General features: G+C 39.2%; 19 protein-coding genes and 1 pseudogene. 5 read left to right on the forward strand and 15 right to left on the reverse strand.

What is annotated here, in order from left to right:
• The first annotated feature begins 18 nt into the window (after positions 1-18).
• Complete coding sequence (locus tag H5182_RS11320; RefSeq protein WP_182760033.1) at positions 19-1,293, forward strand: leucine-rich repeat-containing protein kinase family protein; 1,275 nt, start codon at positions 19-21, stop codon at positions 1,291-1,293.
• A gap of 198 nt (positions 1,294-1,491) precedes the next feature.
• Here the strand turns inward: H5182_RS11320 and H5182_RS11325 are convergent, their stop codons facing one another.
• The 7 genes from H5182_RS11325 to glk form a co-directional block, all read right to left on the reverse strand.
• Complete coding sequence (locus tag H5182_RS11325) at positions 1,492-3,246, reverse strand: hypothetical protein (protein WP_182760034.1); 1,755 nt, start codon at positions 3,244-3,246, stop codon at positions 1,492-1,494.
• A 187-nt stretch (positions 3,247-3,433) separates the two neighbouring features.
• Positions 3,434-4,558, reverse strand: a complete 1,125-nt coding sequence (locus tag H5182_RS11330; RefSeq protein ID WP_182760035.1) for a sterol desaturase family protein — start codon at positions 4,556-4,558, stop codon at positions 3,434-3,436.
• Between the two features lie 279 nt (positions 4,559-4,837).
• The gene (gene gap, locus H5182_RS11335) at positions 4,838-5,842 is read right to left on the reverse strand and encodes a type I glyceraldehyde-3-phosphate dehydrogenase (RefSeq protein ID WP_145233472.1); all 1,005 of its coding nucleotides are present in this window, start codon (positions 5,840-5,842) and stop codon (positions 4,838-4,840) included.
• 18 nt (positions 5,843-5,860) lie between these two features.
• Positions 5,861-6,481, reverse strand: a complete 621-nt coding sequence (eda, locus tag H5182_RS11340) for a bifunctional 4-hydroxy-2-oxoglutarate aldolase/2-dehydro-3-deoxy-phosphogluconate aldolase (RefSeq protein WP_145233470.1) — start codon at positions 6,479-6,481, stop codon at positions 5,861-5,863.
• Between the two features lie 32 nt (positions 6,482-6,513).
• Entirely contained in the window at positions 6,514-8,364 is a 1,851-nt protein-coding gene (edd, locus tag H5182_RS11345; protein ID WP_145233468.1) for a phosphogluconate dehydratase, read from the reverse strand.
• 480 nt (positions 8,365-8,844) lie between these two features.
• Positions 8,845-9,858, reverse strand: coding sequence for a LacI family DNA-binding transcriptional regulator (locus tag H5182_RS11350; RefSeq protein ID WP_145233466.1), 1,014 nt, complete (start codon positions 9,856-9,858; stop codon positions 8,845-8,847).
• 35 nt (positions 9,859-9,893) lie between these two features.
• Entirely contained in the window at positions 9,894-10,892 is a 999-nt protein-coding gene (gene glk / locus H5182_RS11355) for a glucokinase (RefSeq protein ID WP_145233464.1), read from the reverse strand.
• Positions 10,893-11,231: 339 nt separating this feature from the next.
• Here glk and H5182_RS11360 point away from each other — a divergent pair, with 339 nt between their 5' ends.
• Together H5182_RS11360 and H5182_RS11365 are read left to right on the forward strand one after the other, a co-directional pair.
• Complete coding sequence (locus tag H5182_RS11360) at positions 11,232-12,248, forward strand: LacI family DNA-binding transcriptional regulator (protein WP_145233462.1); 1,017 nt, start codon at positions 11,232-11,234, stop codon at positions 12,246-12,248.
• 224 nt (positions 12,249-12,472) lie between these two features.
• The gene (locus H5182_RS11365) at positions 12,473-13,105 is read left to right on the forward strand and encodes a trimeric intracellular cation channel family protein (protein WP_145233460.1); all 633 of its coding nucleotides are present in this window, start codon (positions 12,473-12,475) and stop codon (positions 13,103-13,105) included.
• Positions 13,106-13,205: 100 nt separating this feature from the next.
• On the opposite strand, the gene H5182_RS11370 is transcribed toward H5182_RS11365, so the two are convergent.
• The 6 genes and pseudogenes from H5182_RS11370 to H5182_RS11390 all read right to left on the reverse strand — a co-directional run bounded on the left by H5182_RS11370 (position 13,206) and on the right by H5182_RS11390 (position 18,918).
• Entirely contained in the window at positions 13,206-13,856 is a 651-nt protein-coding gene (locus H5182_RS11370) for a membrane protein insertase YidC (RefSeq protein WP_145233458.1), read from the reverse strand.
• A gap of 583 nt (positions 13,857-14,439) precedes the next feature.
• Positions 14,440-15,294 (reverse strand): CPBP family intramembrane glutamic endopeptidase, encoded by an 855-nt coding sequence (locus H5182_RS11375; protein ID WP_182760036.1) that lies wholly within the window; start codon positions 15,292-15,294, stop codon positions 14,440-14,442.
• Positions 15,295-15,634: 340 nt separating this feature from the next.
• Positions 15,635-15,724, reverse strand: coding sequence for a DUF2834 domain-containing protein (locus H5182_RS22625; protein ID WP_404936217.1), 90 nt, complete (start codon positions 15,722-15,724; stop codon positions 15,635-15,637).
• Between the two features lie 56 nt (positions 15,725-15,780).
• Positions 15,781-15,960 (reverse strand): annotated as a pseudogene (locus H5182_RS22630) (DUF2834 domain-containing protein); the annotation flags it as partial.
• A gap of 835 nt (positions 15,961-16,795) precedes the next feature.
• A complete protein-coding gene (locus H5182_RS11385) occupies positions 16,796-17,371 on the reverse strand; it encodes a hypothetical protein (protein WP_182735207.1) in 576 nt (191 codons plus the stop codon).
• A 542-nt stretch (positions 17,372-17,913) separates the two neighbouring features.
• Positions 17,914-18,918 carry a transposase gene (locus tag H5182_RS11390; protein ID WP_259398285.1) on the reverse strand — a complete coding sequence of 335 codons (1,005 nt, stop codon included), beginning with the start codon at positions 18,916-18,918 and terminating at the stop codon, positions 17,914-17,916.
• Between the two features lie 75 nt (positions 18,919-18,993).
• On the opposite strand from H5182_RS11390, the gene H5182_RS11395 reads away from it, so the two are divergent.
• The gene (locus H5182_RS11395) at positions 18,994-19,989 is read left to right on the forward strand and encodes a transposase (protein ID WP_259398286.1); all 996 of its coding nucleotides are present in this window, start codon (positions 18,994-18,996) and stop codon (positions 19,987-19,989) included.
• A gap of 40 nt (positions 19,990-20,029) precedes the next feature.
• Here H5182_RS11395 and H5182_RS11400 read toward each other — a convergent pair whose 3' ends face one another.
• On the reverse strand, positions 20,030-20,959 hold the full coding sequence (locus H5182_RS11400; RefSeq protein ID WP_182760037.1) for a toll/interleukin-1 receptor domain-containing protein: 930 nt from the start codon (positions 20,957-20,959) through the stop codon (positions 20,030-20,032).
• A gap of 251 nt (positions 20,960-21,210) precedes the next feature.
• Here H5182_RS11400 and H5182_RS11405 point away from each other — a divergent pair, with 251 nt between their 5' ends.
• The gene (locus H5182_RS11405; protein WP_259398287.1) at positions 21,211-21,357 is read left to right on the forward strand and encodes a phage integrase N-terminal SAM-like domain-containing protein; all 147 of its coding nucleotides are present in this window, start codon (positions 21,211-21,213) and stop codon (positions 21,355-21,357) included.
• Between the two features lie 106 nt (positions 21,358-21,463).
• Here the strand turns inward: H5182_RS11405 and H5182_RS11410 are convergent, their stop codons facing one another.
• Complete coding sequence (locus tag H5182_RS11410; protein ID WP_182760038.1) at positions 21,464-23,176, reverse strand: alpha-amylase family glycosyl hydrolase; 1,713 nt, start codon at positions 23,174-23,176, stop codon at positions 21,464-21,466.
• Positions 23,177-23,333 lie beyond the last annotated feature (157 nt).

Consider the following 23,333-nt stretch of genomic DNA (forward strand, 5'->3'; position numbering starts at 1 on the left):
AATAAATGGATTTGTATTTTGAATACCGTTGAACAGCTTCGTAGTGGTAAATTAGCTGGCACTAAACGTTTACAGCTAGTTGAAGAGCTAACCACATTCCCAGACGAAATTTTTACCCTTGCAGATACCCTCGAAGTACTCGATTTATCAAATAATAACTTATCTGATTTGCCCGACGAATTTGCTAGTTTAACTAAATTAAAGCGGGTGTTTTTATCATTCAATCAGTTCCAGCATGTTCCTGCTGTATTGGCAAAATGCCCTTCCCTTATTATGATTGCATTTAAAGGCAATAAAATCAGTGAATTTGCCGAGCATAGTTTGCCGCTTTCGACACAATGGTTAATTTTAACTGACAACCATATTGAACAATTGCCAGACTCTTTTGGTGAACTTACGCAACTGCGTAAACTTGCCCTTGCTGGTAATCGACTAACGACTTTGCCACACAGCATGCAGCAGTGCCAAGCGCTTGAACTCGTGCGTTTATCTGCGAATAACTTAACTGATGTTAATGACTGGCTGTTTGAATTACCAAAACTCAGTTGGCTGGCTTTTGCAGGCAATGACTTTAATAAAGCACAAAGTTTACAACAAGTTCAATTAGCAGCCATACAACTAAACGAGTTTTCACTTGTTGAAAAAATTGGTGAAGGTGCGTCTGGGATTATTCACTTAGCACAGTGGCAGCACAATAATGTGGCGTTAAAACTGTTTAAAGGCGCGATCACCAGTGATGGCTATCCACTTGATGAAGTAAACTGTTGCTTGCAAGCGGGCGAACATAAAAACCTAATAAACGTTCTCGCCTATATCGATAGCCCAGAGCAACTTGGTCTGGTTATGGAGCTTATCAGCAAGGACTATCAAAACCTCGGCTTACCGCCGTCACTTGATACTTGCACCCGCGATACCTTTTTTGAGCATACACAGTTTACTGCTCACGCCATTAAACACATAGCTAAGCAAATGGTCAGCACCCTTGCCCACTTACATATCAACAACGTAAGTCATGGCGATGTATATGCGCACAACACCATGATAAACGATGAATACACAGTATTGTTTGGTGACTTTGGCGCAGCAACTAACTTAGACTCTCTGACCGACTATCAGCGCCAACAAATGCAGCGTATTGAAGTCAGAGCGATTGGCTGCTTAATTGATGATTTACTGAGCGTGTGTTCTGAAGTTACGAGCGATGCAACACAGCTAAGAAAACTTGCTCAACAATGTATGAATGCAGATATGAGCCAACGACCAACTCTTAAAGCACTAATAGAAAAACTATAACTTTTATGCGCGACTCTACCTCTGAGTCGTGCTTTACCGCCTTGCTTTGCTACATAGCTATAAAATAAAACTGAATATAAATAAGCCTTGGTCTACTTATATGGCTTTCGTGTCTGGTATGCTTTTATAATATCAGTAACTTTACTGAGCTTTGGTCAAACTAATTCACCCAAAGCTCAGTTGGTTAATAAAATAGCGTTAATCAAGCGTTATTGTAATGACTTCGTTGGCAAATTCGCTATACACCACAAGGTGTTTTTCAGAAATAGTCTCAAAATGAAAGTCTTTCATTGAATAACTTTCCCATGACACATCAGCTTTGATCAAATACTCTTTATCCGCTGATAGGGCCCACAGTTGCCCCGTAGATTGATTAGATGACGCATCACCTACATAAATCAATAAATAGCCTTGTTCACTCACAATAGGAGTTATTTTTTTAGTATTACTTCGTGCATAACTCGCAATTGTGCGCCATGTTTCATTATAAACTCTGATCGGTTGAGTGGTATTTAACCGTGATTGCAACTGCAATTCTGACTGCTCTGTACCAGCCTTACGTAAATATTTAAGCACGGCATATTTTATCGATGCTGTCTCAACAAAATCACCCGCTAGTAAAGTATCTAAGTCGCCGCCAATCCAATCAGGAGTTATTTGTCTTAGCGCGGTTAAATCGAATGCAGTACTTGTCTCTACTTGTTCTCGTGTAAATTTAAACTGTTCAATGCCACTGTCTTGGTTTGTAAATAAGAACTGGTTATTACCATTTTGCCAAATAGTAGCATTGCGTACATTATTCAATGAAAACACAGCGTCATCGCGCGCACTTGGTATAACGTCCATTACATTTATAAGCAATTGCTCATCAGTACCAAAACCTAGACCAAATGTGATGTCATCATATTCAAAAAATGGTGTATGACTAAATGTACTGATCTGCTTACTCAATACAGTTCTCCCTCGGATCTGAGCATTTATGATCTGTATATACGATTTTGATGAAACCTCATTATTATCTTCAAGCGCTAGATAAAGGTCTTGATTATTTGCAATAAATTCACTTTTCAAAACCCCATCGTTGATTAGGTTAGATACTGCTTTCCATTTACCACTTTGCCAACTATAAACACCATCAGGAAAAGACGTTAACGCAAATAGTTTACCGCCTGAAATAGCTAGACTTGAAGCGTTAATATCATGGATTTTATAATTACCTAATTGGCCATTATCAAAAGAAGCAGAGTGTAATTTGTATTGCGTAGAGGCGCCTTCAGTAATAAACCAAACTTGCTCATCAAACCATAAATATTCAGATTCAATTAACCGCTCTTTGTCGGGGTTATCAAACAATAATTGCTTTTCTTGTTCACTAAACACCAAATACAATTTACGTTTTTCATACACCACAGTATAAGGACGGCAAGCTACTTTAAACTTAAGATTAGAGGAGTCATCAACTTCACAAATCTGTGGCCCGCCAAGCGCTGTAATTTCAGGCTCAATCATTGTAAGTGGTGGAACCGAGACTGGAGAGTCTTTTAACTGAATACTTTGCTCGCCATAACGAATAGTTACAGGGTATGAATAAGGGGTTGTTTGTGCAAAACTCGCCTGAGAAGATACACATTTAACAGCAAGGCTATAATTCAACGTTGTTGTATTGCTCAGCTGTGTGTCGCACGTGATACTTTCTGGTATAGCTAATAAGGTTGGTTGTACAAATGTTTTTGACGTTGCGCTCAGTTCAATAACCTTGTCTGCAGTAAGCTTCGCTTTGTTATCCATCCATGACACTTCAAGTCCTGCGGCAACACCATTGGCTGTTATTTTGAGCGTAAACGTTTGCTCTGAAATAGCAGGTGGCTTTGTGTCTTGACTGTCTCCAGAAGAGCCACCGCATCCACTTGCGGCTAAAATAGATAAGCTCACTAAAAATGATTTAAATTGCAAAATAGAATCCTTGTGTTTAATTAGTTTCAAAAAAGTCGCTAGTAATACATATTCCTTCAGTTATCAATTATTACTACTAGTACCTTTTTTAGCAATATATTTTTTGGTTATTATCTGTCCATACCAATACTCGATAAAATATGACTACTATCGAAAACACTAAATTGAAAGGATTCCCATATCGCGACTATTTTTGCTTTTTAAACGGAAACAGCTGCTGTTTTAACATCCCAGTTGGTACATAGTCCCCGACTACGCCATAAGCTTCTGGCCATTCTTGTTGGCCTTTTACGGCTGTGCCAAAAACATAATCTAACAATGAAAAGTGCGCAGCATAATTACGGTCAATGGCCGCTTTATCTGAAGAGTGATGCCAATGATGAAACTGTGGCGTAACCAATAAATATTTCAACCAACCAAATTTCACCCGTACATTGGCATGGTTAAATACCGCCTGAAAACCCACGATTATCACATATAAGCTGATCACTTGTTGCGAAAAACCCAGCACGAAAATAGGCGTAAGTACTAAACTGCGCGTCACTAAAATCTCTAAAATGTGCTGGCGAGAGCCTGCAAGCCAGTCCATTTCTTTTGCACTGTGATGAATACCATGAAAACGCCATAAATAAGGCACTTCATGATAAGCGCGGTGTACAAAGTACTGCATCAAATCAGCGACTAAAATAATTAACAGCACTTGCAATATAAAAGGTAATTGACTGATGTAGCCCTGCACAGTGCTTGACACTGCCCAACCAAAACCATAGTGCACAAAGTGATTAGTCACTAATAACACAAACCCAATAATCAAATGGTTAACAAAAAAGTGGTTTAGATCACCGCGCCATTCACTGCGTAATATCTTTTGTTCTTTGCGGTGCGGTAACAGCTTTTCAATGAGAATAAATATTAAGGTTGAACCCAATAAATCTAATATAAACCAGTCTAGGCCTATATAGGGTGTGTTATCAGCAAAATCATTCACCTCAACATTAGGGCCGCCAAACGCAATGGCCAGCACAATAAAAAACCACGCAGTTGCACCTAAACGTTTATTTTTGTTACGTACAAAGTTAAGTAATCCCAAACTACCGGCCACGATAAGCGCACCAAACATCAGTTGACGTAAAAATTCTACACTGTAGCTCTTTCTCAGTTCCGGTGTGGTTAAATATTCTGGAAAATGAAAGGCGAGCACGCCTAAACAAGACAGCATCGCTAAAAAGCAGCCGATATAACCGCTAATATTACCTTCACCTATTTGTAGGTGGTTAGTACGGAACAGGTGAGTTTTTAGAGTATTTTTCATTAGTAATTCCTTTTATACCAATCGTGTTAAGTTACTGACCATTTATAGCGACAGATAAATACAGTGATAACAAGGCGTAAATTTTGACATGTAGTTGTTCTACATGAAAATCATAACGCAGTTAGCGCTTTATTTAGCTCGCTAGAATGGTTAAATATTTAAGTCGATTGGTATTAAAACAGCTCGCAGAATACCATATCTACAGCCCAGCGCTAGACACAAAAAAGCCGCGATAGTCGCGGCTTGGTTGGATAAAGCTAAATTTTTACGTGGTACTTATTACAAGTACTGACCTAACGCTTTAACTTGGTCTAACATGCGGTTTGAGAAACCCCATTCGTTATCGTACCAAGCCATCACTTTAACTAGTTTGCCATCAGCTTTCGTTTGCGTAGAATCAAAGATTGACGACGCTGGGTTATGGTTAAAGTCAATAGAAACAAGCGGTAGCTCGTTGTATTGTAAAATATCTTTCATAGAACCAACAGATGCTGCTTTCATGATTTCATTGATTTCTGTAGCAGTTGTTTCACGCTTTGTAATAAACGTAAAATCAACCAATGATACGTTGATTGTAGGTACACGAACTGACATACCATCAAGTTTACCAGCAAGCTCAGGTAACACTAAACCAACCGCTTTAGCAGCACCAGTTTTAGTTGGGATCATTGACTGCGTTGCACTTCGCGCTCGATACAGATCAGGATGATAAACGTCTGACAAGTTTTGGTCATTAGTGTAAGCATGGATTGTCGTCATGCTACCTTGCTCAATACCGACTGTATCGTTAATTGCTTTGGCAATTGGTGCTAAACAGTTAGTTGTACATGAAGCATTAGAAATAATGTTGCTATCTGCAGTGATCACATCACTGTTTACACCGTGAACAACAGTTGCATCTAAATCAGTACCAGGGGCTGAAACGATTACTTTTTTCGCGCCCGCTGTAATATGTTTTGCAGCATCTTCACGCTTAGTGAAAAAACCCGTACATTCTAAAACGATATCAACGTTTAATGCTTTCCATGGTAGGTTAGCTGGATCGCGTTCTTGGGTAAGAGTAATAACGTCGTCGCCAATCAGCATGGTGTTATCAGCAAGCGTTACTTTATGAGAAAATTGCCCATGCACTGAATCATATTGTGTTAAATGTGCATTAACATTAGCGGGTGCTAAGTCGTTAATTGCGACAATTTTAATTTCATTATTTTGTGCAGACTCATAAAGCGCGCGTAGAACATTGCGACCGATACGGCCATAGCCATTAATTGCTACATTAATCATTTCAAAACTCCACTTAAATTATTTAACTTCACTTGCTTGGCGAGCAAGCGCTTCAATGGCTTGCCAGTCTTTATTTTCAATTAGTTGTTTATCTAGCATCCAGGTACCACCAACACAAATAACATTGCTAAGTGCTAAGTAACTTGGTGCTGTTGCTAGGCTAATGCCACCGGTTGGACAAAATGTTACTTGTGGTAATGGCCCACCAATCGATTTAAGCATTGCTGTTCCACCTGCAGCTTCTGCTGGAAAAAACTTTAAAAACTTAAATCCGTGACTGGCTAATTTCATCACTTCACTTGGCGTTGCGGCGCCCGGTAGAAATGGAATATCAGTGCCTTTTGCCAGTGCTAAAAGTTCATCATTTACGCCTGGGCTCACCATAAAATCAGCACCTGCGGCAACTGATGCATCAAAGCTTGCTTTATCTACCACAGTCCCGGTGCCAACATAGGCTTCTGGTACTTCGGCTTTCATTAGCTTTACAGCTTCTGCAGCAATCGGTGTACGCAGTGTAATTTCAAGTGCTTTTAGACCGCCGTTATATAGCGCTCTTGCTAGTGGCGCTGCATCTTCTAAATTATCAATTACCACCACTGGCACTACCGGTGCCGATGATAATATTTTTTCTATGCTCATAGTGTGTTCCTCATACCCAGTTTGGCGAATTATTATTCTATTCCAAAGGCGCTAGCGCCCATGTCTGCGCTACTTACGATATTTCTAAATCCGGTGAACAACTCTCGGCCCGTACCAAACGTTAAGCTAGGTACGCTAAGTTGTAATTCACGTTGTGCTAATTCTTCATCACTTACATGTACTTTTAAGATACCTGCTGGTGCATCAAGAGTAATTAAATCACCTTCCTGAATCTTAGCAATAATGCCGCCTTCAACAGCCTCTGGTGCTAAGTGGATTGCCGCTGGCACTTTACCTGATGCGCCTGACATACGACCATCAGTTACGATCGCTACTTTGTAACCTTCATCTTGCAAGGTTGCCATTACTGGCGTGAGCTTATGCAGCTCTGGCATGCCTTTGGCTTTTGGACCTTGCTCTTTCAGTACAGCAATAAAGTCTTGGTTTAGCTCACCGCGTGTATAGGCTTCTTGTAATGCACTTTGTGAAGCAAAAACTTTTGCTGGTGCTGTAACAACTTGATGTTCAACTGCAACCGCAGACACTTTGATCACGGCTTTACCTAAGTTACCAGTTAGTAACTGTAAGCCACCTTGTTTACTGAATGGGTTGTCAATTGGACGAAGTACATCTTCGTCTAATGAATTCTCTGGACACGGTACCCATTTAACTTTGCTTGGGCCTGTTGCGCTCGTCATGATCAGGTTACTGTCAGTATCTAAACGTGGTTCTTGGGTATACGCCTCGAGACCTTCGCCAACAATGGTTTTAACGTCATTGTGCAAGAACCCTGCACCAACGAGTTCTCTCATAAGGAAACCCATGCCGCCGGCTGCTTGGAAATGATTTACATCAGCAGAACCATTTGGATAAATACGTGTTAGCAGTGGCACCACTTCTGATAAATCCGACATATCTTTCCATGTCAGCTCAACGCCTGCCGCTTTGGCAATTGCCACTAAGTGAATTGCATGATTCGTAGAGCCACCCGTTGCTAACAAACCAACTAAACCATTAATAATGGTTTTTTCAGTTACAACATCCGCTAAGCAATTAGCATCTTTACTTTGAATCAATTGTTTAAGCATGGTTTCTACCGCATTACCGGTTAAACCATCACGCAACTCTGTATATGGATTGATGAACGAGCTACCAGGAAGGTGCAAGCCCATAATTTCCATCAACATTTGGTTACTGTTTGCAGTACCGTAAAACGTACAAGTACCCGCGCTGTGATAAGACGCACTCTCCGCTTCTAAAAGCTCATCACGGCTTACTAAGCCTTGAGCAAACTTTTGACGAATACGGGCTTTTTCTTTATTTGGAATGCCTGACTGCATCGGGCCTGCTGGCAAAAAGTACACCGGTAGATGACCAAATGATAAAGCACCAATTAATAGACCAGGGACAATTTTGTCACACACACCTAAGCAAAATACGCCATCAAACACATCGTGTGATAATGAAATAGCTGTCGACATCGCAATTACATCACGAGAAAAAAGTGATAACTCCATGCCATCACGGCCCTGAGTTACGCCATCACACATGGCTGGCACGCCGCCTGCAACTTGAGCTGTGGCATCGTACTTTGTAGCAATGTCTTTAATTAAATCTGGATAATCTTTGTATGGCACGTGCGCAGATAGCATATCGTTATATGAATTGATAATCGCTAAGTTTGGTTGCTCATCAGCTTTTAAACGTGCTTTATCATCACTGCTACACGCAGCCATAACATGGGCGATATTGCCACAACCTAAACCAGAACGAACTCTTGTTTGTTTTTTTGCATGATTGATGCGTTCTAAATAGGCTTGGCGAGTAGCTTTACTGCGTTCAATGACGCGTTCGGTGACTTCTTGAATACGAGGATGTAACATAAAATTCGACTCATCTCTAAGGTTAGAGGATAAAGGCTCAGTGGCAAGTGCATACTCCACGAATGAACTTGCACTGAGCATCTTTGATTTACCCGTTCAAAGGTATACGTTGGCAGGTTGTCTCTCACAATCAACCTGACACCGGTGTCACTGTATTAACGCATGACTGTGACACCGGTGTCAACCCTATCCTATAAATTTAGTTTAAATATTTTAAATGACCAAATAATGAACGAAAATAATTTTTCATAAGGGGATCTAGCTTGGTCGCTAAATTGTGTTGCTGGAGTGCTAGAAAATGTGAGGAGTTTTTACTTTAATTTATTGATTATAATATCTTTTTATAATCGAAATGATATCAATCGCAAGTACCTATGAGCGGATAATAAAACCCAGATAGCAACAACATGCAGACTACTTTGTTAAGCAAAAAAATGCCCGAGTAAGCGTCACTCAAACTCGGGCAACTGTGAAAAGCCTTTATCTAACTTGTGCGGTAGACTCGCGTGTGATTAATCGCGCTTCAAGCGTAACCTGATACGGTTGCTCTTGCGGATCACCAATATGCTCAATCAATTTAGTAACCGCTTGTTTAGTCATTTCTTCAACCGGTTGCGCTATGGTAGTAAGACCAGGCCAAATATGACGAGCGATTGGCGCATTATCAAACCCCGCGATAGAAATATCATCGGGTACTTTAAATTGACGTTGTGTTGCCAATTTTAATACCGCCGCAGCCATGTAATCATTTGATGCAAATACCGCGGTTGGACGTGGGGTTAAGTCTAAAATGCTGCGCGCACTATCGACCCCAGAATGATAACTAAAGTTACCCTCTTCAACCAAACGTTCATTAAATTCAATGCCGTGCGTACTAAGTGCTCTGCGATAACCTTTGAAACGCTGCTCAGTGGCACTGTGATCTGGGTGGCCTTTAATAAACGCGATCGCTTTATGACCAAGCTTAATTAAGTGCTCAGTGATCTCAAATGCGCCCTGCTCATCATTACTGCGTACTGAAATTGAATCGTCTTCAAGCACTGCTGATGCAACTCGTGCATACGGAATTTTTTTACTTTTGAGAAAATCGACTAATACCTTAAAATCTGAAAATGGCGGCGTCAATACCAAGCCATCAAGACGAGAAGATTGTAGTAAATGCTCAATATTACTGATCAACGCATCACCACGTAAATCACATGGGTGGATTAACAAGTTATAGTTGTTTTCTTGACACGCAGCAAGCGCACCGGTTTGCACCCGGGTGATATAACTTTTACTCGGGTTATCGTAAATGCAACCAATAATAAAACTACGATTTTGCGCCAAACCGCGGGCGATCGGGTTAGGAGTGTAATCTAGCTCTTTAAAAACCTTAAGAACTTTTTCACGGGTTGCATCACTAACATTAGGTTCATTATTTAAAACCCGAGACACGGTTTTTTTAGAGACCCCAGCATAACTTGCAACACTATTTATTGTAACTTTCTTCATCCAACCTTCCCAATAACACCCCTATGAGCGATGTATTATGACTGCTCATTGACGTGCAAACATGCAGCAGCACCAATAAGTGGAATATTATCTTGTGTGACTAACGTCACTGGTATTTGGCTCACATACTGCGACATGATCCCTTTAGCACCAAAACGCTCAACAAAACGACTAGCAAGTAAACGAGCTTGCATACGCGGTAAAATACCGCCACCAATATACACACCACCTAACGCACCAAATGCCAGTGCTAAATCGCCTGCGACACTGCCAATCCAATCACAAAATTGATTTAACGTAGCATCGCAAATGGCACATTCACCACTATTTGCTAATTCGCTAATTTGTGCAGCGGTTAAATTCTTAGCATCGACACCTTTTACAGCTGCCATGGCTTGATACAAATGAGCAATACCCGGCCCTGAAAATACTGTTTCGACCGATACATGTGGCAATAGCTTACGTAACTCGATGATCAGCTGAGTATCTAATTCACTCACTGACGCCAACGTTATATGCCCACCTTCACAACTCAAAACAGCACGTGATTGGCTAGTACGTACTAAACACGCCGCACCAAAACCAGTGCCCGGACCCATGACTGCAATATTTGCATCAGTATCGGCTTGTCCTGCTTTAACTGCAATGTTTTGTTGTGGATCTAAATAAGGTGCTGCATAGGCAAACGCAGCAAAATCGTTGATCACTTCCAGTTGAGCTAAATTAAACTCAGCTTTTACTTGTTCGACACTAAAGTGCCAACCTAAATTAGTTAAATGTACTTGGCCTGCTTTTATCGGTCCAGCCACGGCTAGACACGCGCGTCGAGGTTGAATATGACTAACTTGAGATAAATAATGCGTTATTGCCGCTTCCAATGAACCAAAATTGGCACTGGGGAAAATGATATTATGCTCAATAACGAATTGTTTTTCTTGTAGGTTAAAAGCAGTAATTAAAGCAAAACGGGCATTAGTGCCGCCGATGTCGGCCACTAAGATAGGATCGAATTCTGAATTTGGCTTGGAGTTCATCGTGTTTTCTCTTTTGTCTAAGCGGTTTATATACTTAGCTATAACCGTGCTTATTATTTTAATTTCAATGGTCTTGCTATCGCTATGAGATAAACTTTGAGCTATCACCTCAAAGTAGTTACTCTAGTATAAAAAATGCTGCCCAACTAAATGGGCAGCCAATACGTTTTGACAACAAAATGATAAAACACCCGCATTATGACACCGGTGTCAGGGTTGAATCAATAAAAATTTTAAATTACTGATAAATTACTGATAAATAGCTTGTAAAAATCAGCAAATAAACGAGAATGACACGAGTTATTTGCACTTTAGTTAATTGAAATAGTTAGGTTGTGTATGAAAGGTAAAGCTACATCGTTTGACATTGCACACTACGCAGGGGTATCACAATCCACTGTCTCGCGCGCCTTGCGCAACAGTCCATTGGTTAACGAAGAAACCCGCAAACGTGTTTTTGAGGTAGCCAAACAGCTTAACTACAAAGTAGATAAAAATGCGAGTAACCTTCGAACTCAACAAAGTAGTACATTGGCTTTGTTACTGTTTGAAGATCCCACAGCAGATGAATCACAAATCAATCCGTTCTTTTTAGCGATGCTGGGCAGCATAACGCGTGCTTGCGCAAAAGAAGGATATGACTTATTGGTATCGTTTCAATCTGCAAGCTCAGATTGGCAAGCGGACTACGAAGACAGTCACCGTGCTGATGGTATTATTTTATTAGGTTATGGCGATTACATTGATTTTCAGCCTAAGTTTAATACCTTGCTTGAACAAAACACCAAATTTGTATGCTGGGGAGCAACGGTAGATAATCGTGCCGATTTAACAATTAGCTGTGATAACTATGGCGGCGGCCAACTTGCTGCTACGCATTTAATTGCCCAAAACCGCACAGACTGCGCTTTTATTGGTGATGCATCTGATCATAGCCCTGAATTTTTTGCCCGTTTTAATGGCTTTAAAGACAAGTTAAAACAACATGCTATTACCTTAAGCGAGCGAAAAATAGCGAATGCGATTTCGACCGAAGAGTCTGGTTATCATGCCACACGTTCGCTTATTGCCAACAATATTACCTTTAATGCCCTTTTCGCAGCTAGCGATCTGATTGCTATAGGTGCAATACGCGCTTTAAAAGAAGCCAATATTAACGTGCCAAAAGATGTAGCCGTGATAGGTTTTGATAATATTTCGATTGCCAGCTATGTAAACCCGCCACTCACAACCATAGAGCAAAACACCACAATTGCAGGACAAATGCTAGTTGAAAACTTACTAAAACTAATTCGTGGTGAACAAGTACAAAGCACCCTACTAACGCCACGATTAATTGCACGAGGTTCTAGCTAACTACATATATTTTATTACATTATTTACGGTCTTTTGTCCTTATTTTTTTATAATTACACGCTAGGTAAACGTGCTATTAACAGCCAATTCACACGTTAATTTCACATTAGTTTTTTTTATCTGAAACTGAGCATTTTTAGTGTAATTTCTCACTCGTCTTTTTATTAGTTTCTCTCTACAATCGCACTTTTATTTTTGCTCTTAAAAATTCAAGTGAATATCTTATGCTATTAACTATTGTTTATATTATTGGTATTACAGCCGAAGCCATGACCGGTGCGCTGAGTGCTGGGCGCAGAAACATGGATTGGTTTGGGGTTATGTTAGTAGCTAGTGCCACTGCAATTGGTGGTGGCAGCGTACGCGATATTTTACTTGGCAATTACCCTTTAACTTGGGTAAAACATCCAGAATATTTATTGATCACCTGCGTTGCCGGTATTATTACAACTTGGCTTGCAAAATGGGTGGTTAAATTTAAAGGCATTTTTATGCGTTTAGATGCCCTTGGGCTTGCCGCATTTAGTATTATTGGCTGCCAAGTGGGGCTTAATATGGGTTTGCACTATGGTATTTGTGTAGTCGCTGCTATTGTTACCGGCGTATTTGGTGGATTATTACGTGATTTAATTTGTCGCCAAGCGCCGCTAGTATTACATCATGAGCTTTACGCCAGCGTAGCGCTGATTGTAGCTTGTTTATATCTAGCACTACACCACTACAACATTGATGACAACATCAGCGTTATTACAAGCCTAGTTGTAGGGTATTTAATACGCATGGCATCGGTACGCTTCAAATGGCGCTTACCTACGTTTAGTTTATTAGAACCAGCTAATTTGAAAAATGAACAGTAAAGGCAGTCGTTTATTAACCCCTGCTCATAAGCTTTTCAATAGTCCAATTACTTTTTAGGCTATTGAAACAGCCAAAAAATATTATTTTCATACGTTAAAACTAAATAGTTTTAACGGCTGTTTTATTTTGAAAGTAATTATTGAGTAATAAAGATTGCAATAAACTTGTACCACTTGATGTTGCCCAATATAAACCAATAGCAGAGGGGAAGTTTATTAAGGTAATAACACAAATAACAGCAGGAATAATAAATAATAAGGTACTGGTTTGCTCAGCAGTTCCTGGCATCATCGCCATAGAAAAATAAGTGATCACACCTACCAACAATGAAAGTGCAATATCGGGTTTTGCTATGCTCGCAATCCACGCAAACTTACTATTAAACACGATTTGTTGAAGAGCTTGAAACGTACCAAGGCCAAATAAACCCTGACCTGCCATATTTAACACACTCTTTTTATCAATAAATTTAATGTTGTGCTTTTTATAGAGCGCCATTGTAGATTTAGCTATTGCACTGGGTTGATCTTTATATTTATTTTTTATTTCATCAAGCTCAGGCTTTAATACAGCTATCGCCTTTTTGTTACTAACGGTTTTGGCCATCGCTAACAAGTTAATCGGCATTAAAACTAAGCGACCAATTAGTGTAAATAAAATAATAGCTAAAGCTTGGCTTAGCCCGACTTCTTGAGTAAAAAAGGCGATAGACTGCACGATAAAGCTCGTAAAAAAATTCCAAAGTTCCATTTACACTTCCCTTTCAGTTTGATGTATTAAAAGTAAACACCTCGACATATTATGTCAAGCAGTTTATTAATGTCCATTATCACGCTGATGGATCGTTTTTAATGATATTTACTAAATAAGGCTATTTTTTATCATGATAAAGACATTTAAACGTTTCTTACTTATGAGCTATATCGAGTTTCTAAAGCTGAGCAAATAACCTCAAGTAAGCGAAGATTCGGAGCTAGTTTAACTCTCGATCACTTATTGATAACTAATATTTGCACAATAAATTCAAGTAAATTATTCACTGCAGGGAAGATTAACGAATTTTGTATTAAGATCGTTTTCTACCTCAACCCAGTACTTAACTTCTATATTTAACACAGCCTTTGAAAATAATTTCTCCTTAAAAATCATGGGTATGTTGTGAATCTGCTTTTAAGTAGATGACATTTCCTTTTGTAAGCCCAGAGGCGGATAAGCAGTAGTCGTAGTAATAAATAGCAATGTTTTCTGTGATGCACAGAACAAATTCTTTAGTTATTTCACATAAAATCATGAACTTAAATGACACCATCAGTACTTGATAGCATATAGTTATTTAATAAGAGGGTGTTGCAAGCATAGGGTAAGTAAATAAGAAAAAGTGAAACACATTAACGAACCAATGGCATAAAATAGCCCACTCTAAACGCTGAGTTTTATAAAAAATGTATCCATAGCCCAAACCTGCAACAGCTGCCACTAGCATGTAACTAGCTCCAGCTGAAAAGTGTGCGAGTGAAAATAAACCAGTAGTGATCACAGGCGCTAGTAATGCAAACCGAGCCGAGATTATCACTTTCGAAAGCTTAGTTTGTATTATCCCTCTAAATAACGCCTCTTCTGCAACGCAGGTAAAAAATAGATTAATTGCTATAAATAAAAACCAAAATTCGGGTACTTTAGGCGCAAACTCCATAAGGCCCAATATTAAAGCAGTGATGAGTGCAGCTAAAATCGTGATAGCAATAATCAAAAGTGGATGCCCTACCATTATTGGTTTTAGCGTTTTATTTTTTGTAAAAAAATAAGCGCTCAGCATCAAACCCGCTAATGCTTTATCGAAATTAGCATACAGGGTAAATGTAATCGCATTGCTAGTAAGCTGTTCATTAACAACAATAGGCTGGTTATTAAAACCGGGGAACCAATGTAAGGCTAAACCAAGTGAGGCTATTACAAATAAAGGCGTTAAGATACTGCGTATTAACGCAGAGGTTGCAGATACCGAAAAGTGCAATAAGCCTAAATAAAACACAATAACAATAACTGCGTATAAGTTTATATATTCCTGATAATAGGCAGTTATAACACTTAGCAGCAGTAAGTATTGCCAAATTGGTTGGCGTAAAATTACTATCTTACAAAATGGAAAAACGCATAAAATAGATAGCGCTAGGAAACAAAAAGCCATGAATGTGTAATCTTATGTTTTAGATTTTAAAAAGGCTTTTTACTTTAATTAACGCCTTTTACAGATCCGACCAGCAGCATGGCATTTATAAAAGTAAAAAAGTTCTATCCGCTTTTTGCATTTAATATCAATGATACAAAGCACTATAAATGGCATTAGTATCGAAATAAATAACACCATTGAAGTACCAATAGCGCTAAAAATAGGGCTACCACCAGTAACTACGTCCCATTGCTTACATCTGGAAAATTATGGCGATTTTAAATTCAGTACCAATAAGTAATAAAATATAAAAACCGCCAGATACTTGAAGATAACTATTAACGCCATAACTTATTTGTTAGGGCTGTGATTCAAGGGACTGCTTTTCTTTGAGGTAAAGATAAAGTGGAAGCCCAAACGACACACCCACAAACAACGTGCCCAGCACAGCACAGCAAAATATCGATATGTCACTTTATTTCTGCGACCATCGACAATGATAAAAACCAACAAAACAACGGCAGACACTACAACATCAAGCCAAGCAAATACGCTGATAGAATTTGTCACCGCATCATTAAACAAGAGACCAAGATCTAAGCCATTTGTAACTACCCAAGGAACAAATGCGCCATAGGGCAATAAAATGCCTAATAAAGTAAGTACCAGATAAAACCTAACCATTTCACCATCCTTGCAACTATTTTTAGTAAGCCATAATCAATCTGTAGAATAACTCGTATTTAATTTATTTTTATTGATAGTTTAACCATAGGCGAGTTCCTATTTTGATTCAATCGGTTACTTCGATTTACGTAAAATATAAAAGGTTGTCATTGCCTCATTGACAGTCTATTTTGACCATGATTTTATCTAACAAGTTAACCGTAGGTTTAGAATAATATTTATTACGGAAGATGAACCATCCACTGCACTTTCTGTTAATTAAAAGCGCATCATAGATGTTGTTGGGCTAGGGATTAGAAAGCTCAGGCTAACCGATTATCTGCTCTTTTCTGGAGCGGAGGTAAAGACTATATTTATCACTACTTTTTTGTCTGCTTTACTTATATTTGAAATATCAAACGGTTCCTATACTTAAATAGCTTTTAACGCTTCTTTTTCTAGCTCTTTTTAGCCTGTAGAACACAACTTAGAAAAATTTAGATAACCATTATCTTCAAGGTTTATATGTACCTGCACTTTTTGACCAAAACAAGTTTCGCAAACAAATAAATGTGATTCAATTATACTCTTATTCTTACTAGCCCACTTTGGAACATCAGATTTCTCGTTAAAATCCACAACCTTTCTAGTTGAGAACTTCCTTCAGGTAGTTAATGCTTCATGGTTGAAGCATAGCCTATCATGAGCAAAACAAGATATAGTTTGATTAGATGTTTCATAATTCGCTAGAGCATATATCAAGCCAATTACTTGATTTAAATTTGACCGTCACGGTATGAAGACGGCCAAAAAAACTCTAATGTCTAATGACAGTAGTTAAGATCAATATATGCTATATTTTTGTGACTAGCTCTGTTTTTACAGGAGCAATTAACTCTTTAAATTTAGGGTGTGTAATTAAATCGCGAATCAAAAGCTGAACAGCAGGTGAAAATTCTTGAGCAACTTGTTGACAGGCTTTATCTGCGACCCAATTGGTTGAAAACTCATGTCTGGTCGATATTTTCACAGCGTTATCATTGTTTGATGATGCCGTAAGTTCAAACATCCATTTCCCATTGCCTATATTGGAGTTGAAGTCTATTTCAGTAAAATGTCCATTTAAAATAATCTCCGATTGCTCTTCGTATACACCTGCAACTTTCAACTCTGAAACAAATGCACTGTGAATGTAACTTTCAAAAGACTCTTTATTAGGAGTCTCAACTGAGCCAGCTCCTCTACATGATATGCCACTTTGTCCTGGCTTTACTGATGTAAATGGCTTAACAGCAACTTGTACACCCTTATAATTTTTAAGTGTCTCTATATTTTCAAACGATGCGCCATATTTTGAGGCATGGAAAGAACAACCTGAAATATATATAGCAGTAATCCCTATAATCATTATTTTTATTGTTTTATGCATTCTACTTTCCCTTTTTGTATTTAAAAAATTCAGTTTACGACCAAATTAAATAAAAAATATAACGAGCCTATAGAATTACTCGTTTTAAATTTATTTTTATTGATGTACCGACCATAGCTGAGTTCCTATTTTGATTCAATCAGTTACTGCTATTTCACGTAAAATAAAGAGGACTTAGCTATGTTTTAATTGTTTTTTGCAAGGTGTTAGAGTGACGTCTTTGAGTGGATAAGCACTTCCCTTTCTTAATGTATCGTGTTTTGCAGTGTTTCTAGAAAATAGAATAAATAAAAAGGACATACACAAGAATAAAAAAGTAGAATAAAAAGAGTAGAATAAAAAGGACAGACACATATTTTGTGTCAGAAAATTTAGCACCTCTTCCGTTGTGGGTAACCGTATCATTATTTTTTTGCACACTGTTAGTTACAGAACTGAGAATTCAGTGGCTTGGAAGGAGTTTTAGGCAAATAAAGGCAAAGCTAGGTCATCACTTTATTTAATATCGTGTTTTTTAAACAAACCAATAAAGATGCAACTGTTCAACCTGCGCCTTTGTACCATTTTACATCGTTGCTGGCGGCTTGCTGCTTTAACCGTTGTTTGCTGCCTGCAAAATTTGAGTACTGCTGCCTGAAACGTTGAATTGATTCAAGCCATTGCGCTTCTTCTATATTCAACGTCAGGAGCACTTTTGGTATGCTTTTGTTGATATGCCCTTTTTTCTTTGGATCTATCTGACGGCCACTCCAGTCGACTAATTCAATGTAATCCAGTAAGGCAAAGGGAATCGTGCCTTTAATATGATTACCACCAAATTGCTTTAGCTGTGCTGGTTGACTTTCATGTTGAACAGTATCTTTTTGTTTGAGGGGTTTATTTGCTTTGACCGTGCCTGTGGTAAAGGCTTTGAAATGCGCTATACGCTCTTGAATTGAGGTAAAATCACTGTCTTCAAGCGTATCGGCTATGTTTGCTCTGATAGGATTCAAATCAACGTAGGCCATGCAACTGAGTACTGCGGTTTGATCTAATAATGCCTGTGACTTATAGCGCCCTTCCCAGTACTTGCCCGTGCAGTTATCTTCCTTATTGGCCTCGCGGGCAATGTACTCATTAAGGTTTTTCATATACCAGCTGATGTCATAAAGCCTTGCGCGCCATTTAGCGATGATCTCATCAAAAAAGAGCACACTCGCCTTATCTAGCTGCTCACCATTTAAGTAACGATCAACTAAAACATGGCCGTTATAAAGTTGATACCAGCGTTCAATTACTTCATCATCAGACCAATCAAGTGCTTGACGTCTATTGACGTTCACAACAAGGTGGTAGTGATTGCTCATTATCGCGTAGGCAGCTATCTCTATAGCGAAAACGCTACTTAGTAACTTAATTCGCTCTACTAACCACACTCTACGGTGATCAAAGTTTTTACCTGTGTATTTATCATCACCACACAAAAACGCTCGCCTAACGCATCGTGAAATTAAGTGATAATAAGATGTGGACGCTAAATCAATAAGCTTTTTTCTTGCCCGGGTCATACATAGCAACTCCTGTTAAACTGTATATAAAAACAGTAGTTGATACTATGGATTTTGCAAAAAATTTGCAAAAAAATGCGCCTGTCCTATTTTTCTTTTTTTACGCACAGTGGAGCGAAAGATGATCCTACCGATGCGATTATTCAAGTTGAAATTTTACAACTTCATATGGATAAATTAACGGTTATTAGGCCTGACTCAGAGGACGTTAGGTGTCTTGCGCAACTGGTCGAATATCGTCGTAAATTAGTACAAGAGCGTATTGATTTAACCAATAAAATATCCACAACGCTAAAAAATTATTATCCTCATGTGATTGATTGGTTTAAAGAAAAAGACACACAAATCTTTTGTGATTTCTTACTACGTTGGCCTTATCTTGCACTAGCTAAAAAAGCACGAAAGCAAACCTTGCTCGACTTTTTTAATCAACACAACTCGCGTTACCCACTCGTGAATGAAAAACGGATAAAAGAAATAAAGGACGCTGAAATACTCACTGATGATATGGCTGTGATCACGCCCAATTTATTGCTTATTGAATGCCTTGTTCTTCAACACAAACAGCTAATGCTCGCAATAACACGATTTGATGACGAAATTAAAACACTTTACAGGCAACATGAAGATCGCGTTATTTTTGATAGTTTACCCGGTGCGGGGCCACAATTAGCCCCTCGATTATTAGCGGCAATGGGGTCTAATCGTGACCGTTATTCGTGCGCTGCTGAGATACAAAAATACGCAGGCATTGCCCCTGTTACCGAACGCAGTGGCAAGAAGGAATGGATACATTGGCGATACTCGTGCACTACATTTTTAAGGCAAACATTTGTGGAATGGGCAGGACTCTCTGTGCGTTATTCATTCTGGGCCAAAGCCTATTATCGGCAACAAGAAGCAAAAGGAAAGCCCCATAATACCATCATCAGAGCGCTTGCATTTAAGTGGATACGAATTCTATTTAGGTGCTGGAAAACACACACGCCCTACGATGAATCAACTTACTTAACGGCATTGAAAAGTAAAGGATCACAGCTGTTAAAATTTGCGGTGGGAAGTGAGCTTTAGTGCTTGGTGTCCACCTCAGGGCGTGTTGTTATGTGTGCTTTTAGAACGGTATTTCGTCCCATTCTTTTTGCTTGCTAGGCACACCAACCAGTAATTTACTAACTTTAAACTTAGTAAGCAGAATATTTAACTGTTTTATGAAATCTTGAGAATCTGTTAAAAGCTTATTGTCTGCGACTTGTACTTTTAAGTTTTCTAATATATCTGCTGGAATAAACTCTAGTGAATTAATAATGGCAACCTTATCCAACGCCTCTTCTGGTGAAGTTGCATTTACAATTGAACCAGAAATAGCCAAAAGCATTTTGTTTTTAGTTTTAGGGGCTTTCACTAACGTTTGAAATATTGCTTCTGCAACCTCTCCGATATTTTTGCCGTGGGCTTGAATACCTTGATATTTACCGATGAAACCATATGGATCTAAACCTCTTCGAATAGGAATAATAAGAACATCCCTTCCTACGGCAACCCCTATCTCTTGATCACACCAATTACTCTCTTTAAAGCCCGGCATTAAAATAGCGGCAAGTGCGTCCATCGTTTGAAGACCAGCTTCAATTTCTTGCTGCCACTCTTTAGTTGGTTCAATATCTTCATGAACTACAAAACTTGAAATTGCATATTTTCTTAATGCTGCCTGTAAGTGTGACGTTTGGACTTTAAACGTAGCCAGATGACTTAAGAAAAGTTTGAAATGACCGGTTTTCCAGAAAGTTACTTCCTTTACTGGGACTTGATTTGACGAAGGAGCACCAAGCACACCAAGTTCATTTGCAATTTTGAATAATGTTTCTTCATCGACATTAGCAAGCATGTCCTTAGAATAAGATCGCTTACTATTTTGTGGGTAATCGTCTTGGGTAGGTACACCATGCCCCTTGAAATATGCATCTATATCATTAAACGTCATTCGTCCTTGCAGCTCTAAAGCAATAGAATCAAGGAACTCTAACTTTTCCAATCCATTCATAAGTTAACCTTTAGCTCCTGCACACATAACAATTTTATAGTGCGCTCGTCGCGTACATTTCTGCCAACGTCACGCTAATATATTTATTAATTACTTTTTTAACAAATAACTTAACTCATTGCCAGCTAAAATTTTTTCTTGCTACTAAATATAATAAGAAAGAAGAAAGTGCGCTCAGCGCTCATTTTCTTGAATATGGGAGCAAAACAACTAGACTGTATATTTATACAGCCTTCAATATTGGTGATGATATGAAAATGCGTTCCCCATTTTTAAATTATATCGCTGATTATATGTTGGTACGTCAGTATTCATTACGTACCGTGGACACCTACCTGAGGTGGATTGCATCTTATATTCATTTTCATGATAAGTGCCATGACGCCAGAGGAAGTTAAGCGACTTATGACTCATTAAAATGCGCTATAACTTGGGGGTAATGCAATTATAGTATACACACAAAAGGGGCTAACGTATGTTAACCCCAATTTATGTGTAACCTATTTACAGTGTGTTATTCAGTAACAACAAACCATAAGCTGCGAGTTGCTCGTCATTGAGGTCGTGTTGCCAGCTAGGCGTTAACCCCTGACGTTTTATACCGCTGATGCTTTGTGACTTAGCGGTTAAATTAAGTATAAACATCGATTTACTGCCGTTTAACTCGCGGGTTATTTCAACTAGGCCGTTATCGTATTGATTTAACGCATAACTGCCTTTTATACCCAGCTCTGGGCGCTGTTTTTTCTGCGAAATTAAGTGCTGATATAAACGCCAAAGTGAATCAGAGTCTGCTTGCTGTACTTTAACATTGCGATCTGCAGCATTAATTTGCTCTGCTAAAAACTCAGGCCACCAGCTGGTAAAGTCTTTACCAAATAATTCACTTTGTTCAACCCAGCTCGTTTTAGCTTTGGTAAAACCGGCTTGATTGCTGTTGTCCCATTGCATAGGCGCACGTTTATAAACATCATGGCCTGTGCCCCCTTGTGTTAAGCCAATTTCTTCGCCGTAATAAATATACGGTGTACCAGGGGAGCTAAATAACATCGCAGCGGCAAGTTTTGCTTTATCGTCGTGCTCTGCAAGTTGATAAGCGATACGTTCTTGGTCGTGATTAGTTAAAAACGGCGCAAAAAAATCAAGCGGTGCGGCTGAGTCAATACGTTGCTGTAAATTTTGTTTGAGCACATTGGCATCAACTGCGTTGATTTGTTGGTTAGATTGCATGGTGCCAAATTGCGCTTCGCCACTGGCATCTGGTTTTAACAAACCCAGTATTTTATAGCCCACTTCAAAATCAAAGCCCTGATCAAGCCCCTTCCCTGCACCATAATACTTGGCTGCCACAGGAATATCGGCCCAGGCTTCACCTACTAAATACGCCTCAGGGTTCACACTTTTTACATACTGATTAAAGTGCTGCCAGTAAGCTATGGTTTCGTCTGTGTCGGCCTGTGCATTGCCGCCGCTTTCCATGGCAAAGCGCACAGCGTCTAACCTAAAACCTGCAACGCCTTTATCAAGCCAAAACTTAGCCATTTTTTCCATTTCAGCAATAACATCAGGGTGGCGTAAATTTAAGTCAGGTTGGCTGGCACCAAACGCGCCGTAGTAATATTGCTGGCGTGTTTCATTCCAATGCCATACGGCATCGGGCTTGTCGTTATCACTCCATGCGTGGCCCCAACCGCTACCGGCTTTTGGCATATCGTCGCGCCAAATAAAGTAATCAGCAAAAGGGGCTTGTTGTTTTGCTGAACGCTGAAACCATTCATGGTTACTTGATATATGATTAATAACTAAATCAAGTATGACTTTCATGCCTTTATCATCAGCGGCTTTTATAAAGGCTTCAAACTCTGCCATGCTGCCGTAGTCGTTTTCTACTTGGTAAAATTCAGTAAAATCATAGCCATGATACGACGGTGCTTCAAACATGGGGGTTAACCACAATGCGTTAACGCCGAGCTCTTGCAGATACGGGAGTTTTTGGGTCATACCATTAAAATCGCCATGGCCATCAGCATCGCTGTCGTAAAAACTACGTGGCCAGATTTGATAAAATACCGCATTTTGCCACCAAGGCGTTGCGTGTTGCTCAGTGTTTAATTGCGATATTTCGGTGTTATTAGTGTTGTTATTTAATGATGGTGCGCTTTGGCAGCCTGTTAGCATGAGTGCCAGTGCCAACACGCTTAAGGTAAAGGTTTTCATTACAGCCTCGTTGTTATTGTTATAAACAAAATAGCCGTATTTCACTACGGCTATATTAATTAACCTGAACTTTGGATAATAAATCCATCTCAAGCAGCTATTTTCAGCGCTAACTGCGTTGAATTTACTTGCAATAGGCGAGCTATTGACGCGTAAT

The organism is Pseudoalteromonas sp. SG44-17 (assembly GCF_014164235.1).
Classification (GTDB): domain Bacteria; phylum Pseudomonadota; class Gammaproteobacteria; order Enterobacterales; family Alteromonadaceae; genus Pseudoalteromonas; species Pseudoalteromonas rhizosphaerae.